Origin of the sequence: Bifidobacterium platyrrhinorum, assembly GCF_010667645.1 — a bacterium.
Lineage (GTDB): Bacteria > Actinomycetota > Actinomycetes > Actinomycetales > Bifidobacteriaceae > Bifidobacterium > Bifidobacterium platyrrhinorum.
On sequence record NZ_WHZV01000001.1, the window covers coordinates 567,091 to 572,798 of the forward strand.

Annotated in this window: 6 protein-coding genes; all 6 read left to right on the forward strand. The window is 66.5% G+C overall.

All coding sequences use genetic code 11. The features are described from left to right. Nucleotides 1-258 precede the first annotated feature (258 nt). Nucleotides 259-1,065: a 30S ribosomal protein S2 gene (gene rpsB, locus GFD21_RS02310; protein ID WP_163196308.1), complete on the forward strand. Its 807-nt coding sequence runs from the start codon at nucleotides 259-261 to the stop codon at nucleotides 1,063-1,065. Between the two features lie 131 nt (nucleotides 1,066-1,196). Beyond that, nucleotides 1,197-2,048, forward strand: coding sequence for a translation elongation factor Ts (tsf, locus tag GFD21_RS02315; protein ID WP_163196309.1), 852 nt, complete (start codon nucleotides 1,197-1,199; stop codon nucleotides 2,046-2,048). Nucleotides 2,049-2,240: 192 nt separating this feature from the next. Further along, complete coding sequence (gene yddG / locus GFD21_RS02320) at nucleotides 2,241-3,191, forward strand: aromatic amino acid DMT transporter YddG (protein WP_163196310.1); 951 nt, start codon at nucleotides 2,241-2,243, stop codon at nucleotides 3,189-3,191. A 72-nt stretch (nucleotides 3,192-3,263) separates the two neighbouring features. After that, on the forward strand, nucleotides 3,264-4,013 hold the full coding sequence (gene pyrH, locus GFD21_RS02325; protein ID WP_163196311.1) for a UMP kinase: 750 nt from the start codon (nucleotides 3,264-3,266) through the stop codon (nucleotides 4,011-4,013). An 85-nt stretch (nucleotides 4,014-4,098) separates the two neighbouring features. After that, on the forward strand, nucleotides 4,099-4,653 hold the full coding sequence (gene frr / locus GFD21_RS02330; protein WP_163196312.1) for a ribosome recycling factor: 555 nt from the start codon (nucleotides 4,099-4,101) through the stop codon (nucleotides 4,651-4,653). 14 nt (nucleotides 4,654-4,667) lie between these two features. Beyond that, nucleotides 4,668-5,654 carry a phosphatidate cytidylyltransferase gene (locus GFD21_RS02335; RefSeq protein WP_163196313.1) on the forward strand — a complete coding sequence of 329 codons (987 nt, stop codon included), beginning with the start codon at nucleotides 4,668-4,670 and terminating at the stop codon, nucleotides 5,652-5,654. Nucleotides 5,655-5,708 lie beyond the last annotated feature (54 nt).

Below are 5,708 nucleotides of genomic sequence, written 5' to 3' on the forward strand. Positions count from 1 at the left end.
CCCCCCCCCCCCCCCCCCCCCCCCCCCCCCCCCCCCCCTTCTCCATACGGTGTGTTATGGTGGCGGTTCGTGCGCCAAACCGGCGAGGAGCGGAGTCGCAGCCGTTCCGGACCACCACCGTATCGTCAACCGGCGCACGCGAATTCGCGTCATGCCCGCGACGGCCTGTGTCGGTCGGCCCGCACCCGTGGACCACGGGGAACGGCTGCACTCAGGTGCGCATGGCCAGGCAATAACCGACAGAAAGGTAGCATCACCATGGCTCAGATCACGATGAGCGAAATGCTGAAGGCAGGTCTGCACTTCGGCCACCAGACCCGTCGCTGGAACCCGAAGATGAAGCAGTTCATCCTCACCCAGCGCAACGGCATCCACATCATCAACCTGTTCAAGTCGCTCGAGATGATCGACAAGGCGTACGACTTCATCAAGACCACCGTCGCCCACAACGGCACCGTGCTCTTCGTCGGCACCAAGAAGCAGGCCCAGGAGGCCGTCTCCGCCCAGGCCACCCGCGTGAACATGCCCTACGTCTCCGAGCGTTGGCTCGGCGGCATGCTCACCAACTTCCAGACCGTCTCCAAGCGCGTCTCCCGCCTCAAGGAGCTTGAGGAGATGGACTTCTCCGACGTGCACGGCTCCGGCCTGACCAAGAAGGAGCTCCTGCTCCTCGAGCGCGAGAAGGACAAGCTGGAGAAGCAGCTGGGCGGCATCCGCAACATGGGCCGCACCCCGTCCGCGATGTTCGTCGTCGACATCAACAAGGAGGCGCTGGCCGTCGAGGAGGCCCACAAGCTGGGCATCCCGGTCGTCGCCATCGTCGACACCAACACCGACCCGGAGTCCGTCGACTACCCGATTCCGGCCAACGACGACGCCATCCGCGGCATCGAGCTGCTGACCACCCTCATGGCCGACGCCGTCGCCGACGGACTGCTGGAGCGTTCCGGCAAGGCCGTCAAGGAGGAGGGCGCCTCCGAGCAGCCGATGGCCGCTTGGGAGAAGGACCTTCTGGAGAACCAGGAGGCCGCCCCGGCCGCCGAAGGCGAAGCCAAGGCCGAGTGAACCCCGGACGAAGGGTTCGCCACGTGTGAACCGTCGAGGTTCACCAACCGCTAGGATGGGAGGTGCAACATGGATTGCACCTCCTGTCTTAGGGGATCGTAATCGAGTTTTATCTCAAGGAGACAAGTTTCATGGCAGCAATTACCGCCGCTCTGATCAAGCAGGTTCGTGAGGACACCGGCGCCGGCATGCTCGACGTCAAGAAGGCCCTGACCGAGGCCGAGGGCGACGTCGCCCGCGCCAAGGAGATCATCCGCGCCAAGGGCATCGCCGCGGCCGGCAAGCGCGAGGGCCGCAAGGCCCAGGAAGGCACCATCGCCTCCAAGGTCGTCGAGGGCGCCGAAGGCGAGACCGGCTACGCGGTCGAGCTGAACTCCGAGACCGACTTCGTGGCCAAGACCCCGAAGTTCGTCGAATTCGCCGACACGATCCTCGGCTACGCCGTGGCCGCCGACGCGAACAACGCCGACGAGCTGCTGGCCGCCAAGGCCGGCGACGAGACCGTCAAGGAGGCCATCGAGGAGGCCGCCGCCCTGTTCGGCGAGCACGTCAAGGTCGGCCAGTTCGCGAAGATCTCCGGCGAGCACGTCGAGATCTACGCCCACAAGAAGTCCGCCGAGATGCCGCCGAGCATCGTCGCGATGATCGCCACCGACAAGGCCGGCGCCGCCGTCGCGCACGAGGCCGCGCTGCAGATCTCCGCGATGGGCGCCAAGTGGCTGACCCGCGAGGACGTCCCGGCCGACGTGGTCGAGTCCGAGCGTCGCGTCGCCACCGAGAAGTCCCTCGCCGAGGGCAAGCCGGAGAAGATCGTCCCGAAGATCGTCGAGGGCCGTCTCAACGCCTTCTTCAAGGAGGTCGTCCTCCTCGAGCAGCCGTTCGTCAAGGATCCGTCCAAGACCGTCGGCAAGCTCTTCGAAGAGGTCGGCGGCAAGGCCCTGGCCTTCGCCCGCGTCGAGGTCGGCAAGGGCGAGGAGGCCTGAGGCCTTCCGCGTCATCGGGAATCGGCGGAGCCGTTCCCGCACTGACCTGATATAGCGCCTGCGCATCCGCATCGTGATGCGCAGGCGCTATCGTATGTTCGGAAAGGTTCCGTCCCGGCGGCGCCCATGGGGACCGACGGGACGGTCGAGACGAAGGAAAGGGCCCGCGGCGGCGGGAACGGGGGAAGCCATATGGATGCGGACGAGAAACGCCGGGGCTACGTGCCGGCGACCTGGGCCACGGCGGTGGGGCTGCTGGCCATAGTGCTGTGGAGCCTGATGACCGCGTTGGTGCGTGTCGTCTCCGAATCGTTCGGCGCCACACTCGGTTCCGCGTTGATCTACACCTGCGGCGCCGTGCTGCTGTTCGTCTTCCACAGGCCGGAACCGATCGCGAAATACCCGCGGCGCTATCTGGCGGCGGGCGGCGCGCTGTTCGTCTTCTACGAATCCTCGATATCGCTGTCGATAGGACTGGCCTCCACCGCCGAGCAGTCCGTCGAGGTGAGCCTGGTCAATTATCTGTGGCCTACGATGATGGTGCTGCTCGCCGCCGCCATGGGGCGGCCGCGACGCAAGGGGGCGGTCCTGCGGGCGTTGCCCGGCGCCCTGGTCGCGACCGTCGGCGTGGCCCTGGCGGTCGGCGGCAACGGGGGGCTGCGCGTGGATGCGGCCGTCGCGCATATCGCCGCCAATCCGCTCCCGTATCTGCTGGCGCTGGCGGGCGCGTTCGCGTGGTCCTTCTATGCGGTGATCACCCCGGCCATGTCCGGTGGGCTGGACGGCACGTCCGTCTTCTTCCCGGGCGTGGCCGCCGTGCTGTGGATCATCCATGCCGCGTCGGGGGAGGGTATGCCGCACGCCGCGCCGGGACCCGTCGCCTGGCTCGCGGTCCTCGCATGCGCGGCGGTGATCGCCGGCGGTTATGCCTGCTGGGGCTATGGCATCCTTCACGGCAGCCTGAGGACGCTGGCCGTGGCCTCGTATGCGACGCCGGTCCTGTCGGTGGCGGCCAGCGCGGTGGTCCTGGGCCTGTCCCTGTCCCTGCCGTTCTGGTGCGGGGTGTTGTTCGTCGTCGCCGGTTCGCTGCTCAACTGGCTGGCGGAGCGTCTTGCGGCGTGGACTGTCTCCAATCCCCGATAACCTGTTAGACGGTAATTTTCGTGGGTTCCCCGCGGCCTATGCCGCGGACCCGTGGACGAAAGGCGAATACGTATGACTGGCAACGAGGCAAAGGACAAGCCGCGCAGGGTGCTGCTCAAGCTCTCCGGAGAGGCGTTCGGCGGCGGCAAGGTCGGCATCGACACCAAGGTGATCCGCCGCATCGCCGAGGAGATCGTCCCCGCGGTCCAGCAGGGCGTGCAGGTCGCCATCGTGACCGGCGGCGGCAACTTCTTCCGCGGCGCCGAACTGCAGCAGGCCGGCATCGACCGTTCCCGCGGCGACTACATGGGCATGCTCGGCACCGTGATGAACTGCCTCGCCCTGCAGGACTTCCTCGAGCAGGAAGGCCAGGCCACCCGCGTCCAGACCGCCATCACCATGGGACAGGTCGCCGAACCGTACATCCCGCTCAAGGCCATCCGCCACTTGGAGAAGGGCCGCGTGGTGATCTTCGGCGCCGGCGCCGGCATGCCGTACTTCTCCACCGACACCGTCTCGATCCAGCGTTCCCTGGAAATCCACTGCGACGAGGTCGTCATGGGCAAGAACGGCGTCGACGGCGTATACACCGCCGACCCGCGCAAGAACCCGGAAGCCAAGCGCTTCGAGACGCTGAGCTACAACCGCGCCCTCGTCGACAACCTCGCCGTCATGGACGCCTCCGCGCTGTCCATGGCCCGCGACAACAAGAAGCGCATCCGCGTCTTCGGTCTCGAGGAGCCGGGCAACGTGACCCGCGCCCTGCTCGGCGAGGAGATCGGAACGCTCGTCTCCACCGCCGAATCGCGCGTGGCGGAGTGAACCGAAACCCGGTCGAACCCCTACAATCGGTAGGGAAGCAACCGTAACCAACAACCGTTCGCAGACGAACAGCAAGGAGTAACACATGGCAAACGTCATCGAACAGGCCAAGGAACAGATGGCCAAGACCGTCGAGAACACCAAGGAGAACTTCGCGGGCATCCGCACCGGCCGCGCCAACCCGGCGCTGCTCAACGGCATCATGGTCGACTACTACGGCGCCCCCACGCCGATCAAGGCCGTCGCCTCCATCGGCGTGCCGGAGCCCCGCACGCTTTCCGTCACCCCCTTCGACGCCTCCCAGGCGGCGGCCGTCGAGAAGGCGATCCGCAACTCCGACCTGGGCGTGAGCCCGAACCGCGACGGCAACGTGATCCGACTGACCATGCCGGAGCTCACCGAGGAACGCCGCAAGGAGTACGTCAAGCTCGCCAAGTCCAAGGCCGAGGACGGCAAGGTCGCGGTGCGCAACATCCGCCGCAAGACCAAGGAAGGCATCGACAAGGCCGTCAAGGACGGCGACATGGGCGAGGACGAGGGCGACCGCCTCCTCAAGGACCTCGACAAGGTCACCAAGTCCGTCACCGACGAGATCGACACCCTGCTGGAGACCAAGCAGAAGGAGATCATGGAGGTCTGATCCTCCGCCAGACTATGGAACGCAACGAACAACTCCACGAAGAGGCCGAAGTCGCACTCGACGAGATCAACAAGAAGACCGGCCGGAACATGCCCCAGGCGATCGGCACGGCCGTCGTCCTGATCGCCATCATCCTCGCCGCGATGTTGCTCAGCATCGACCTGTTCGTGGCGTTGATCGTCGTGTTCATGATCCTCGCCCTCTGGGAGCTGCGCGTCGACTTCGCCACCGTCGGCCTGCACATCCCGTTCGTCATGCTGTGCGTCTGCTCGGCGGCCACGCTGTTCGCCACCTACTACGCGCCTCTGCACGTCGTGGCGATGGCGTTGTGCGCGATGGCCTCGATCATGCTCGTCTCGATGACGGCCACCGCCAAGATGAGCTTCGGCAACCGGCTGTCGCTCGCCGTGGCGGATAAACTGTCCAACACGGAGGCCGGGGCCCGTCTCGAGTCCTCGTTCAACCACGAGGGCGGCGAGCAGCATCACTCCCGTCTGAGCCACGTGGCCGTGTCCGTGCTCACCGTGCTGTACATCCCGGTGCTCGCCGCGTGCATCGTGCTGCCGCTGACGTTCCATGGGCACCCGGTCGCGCATGCGATCATGCTCGTGTTCCTGCCCGCCCTGTCCGACACCGGAGGCTTGTTCGCCGGCGCGTGGCTCGGCAAGCACAAGCTGTCGCCGCGCATCTCGCCGAAGAAGAGCTGGGAGGGCCTCGCCGGGTCGGTGCTGTTCGCCATGGCCGGCGCGTTCGCCGTCCTGTTCTGCACGTACACGCCGGACGTGTGGGCTACCATGTGGTGGGTGCCCGTGCTCGAAGGCGTGCTGGTCGGCGTGGTAGGCACGTTCGGCGACCTGTGCGCCTCGATGATCAAACGCGATCTCGGCATCAAGGATATGGGCCATCTGCTCAAAGGGCATGGCGGTGTGATGGATCGTGTGGATTCCATCCTCATGGCCGCGCCGTTCACCTGCATCCTGCTGTGGTTCACCGGTCTGTGACATCACGGCCCGCCACCACCTAGCCGAGCGGGGGGGGGGGGGGGGGGGGGGGGG

Coding starts and splice junctions, on each gene's coding strand:
- rpsB (WP_163196308.1), top strand. CDS start 259: ATGGCTCAGATCACGATGAGCGAAATGCTGAAGGCAGGTCTGCACTTC.
- frr (WP_163196312.1), top strand. CDS start 4,099: ATGGCAAACGTCATCGAACAGGCCAAGGAACAGATGGCCAAGACCGTC.
- tsf (WP_163196309.1), top strand. CDS start 1,197: ATGGCAGCAATTACCGCCGCTCTGATCAAGCAGGTTCGTGAGGACACC.
- GFD21_RS02335 (WP_163196313.1), top strand. CDS start 4,668: ATGGAACGCAACGAACAACTCCACGAAGAGGCCGAAGTCGCACTCGAC.
- yddG (WP_163196310.1), top strand. CDS start 2,241: ATGGATGCGGACGAGAAACGCCGGGGCTACGTGCCGGCGACCTGGGCC.
- pyrH (WP_163196311.1), top strand. CDS start 3,264: ATGACTGGCAACGAGGCAAAGGACAAGCCGCGCAGGGTGCTGCTCAAG.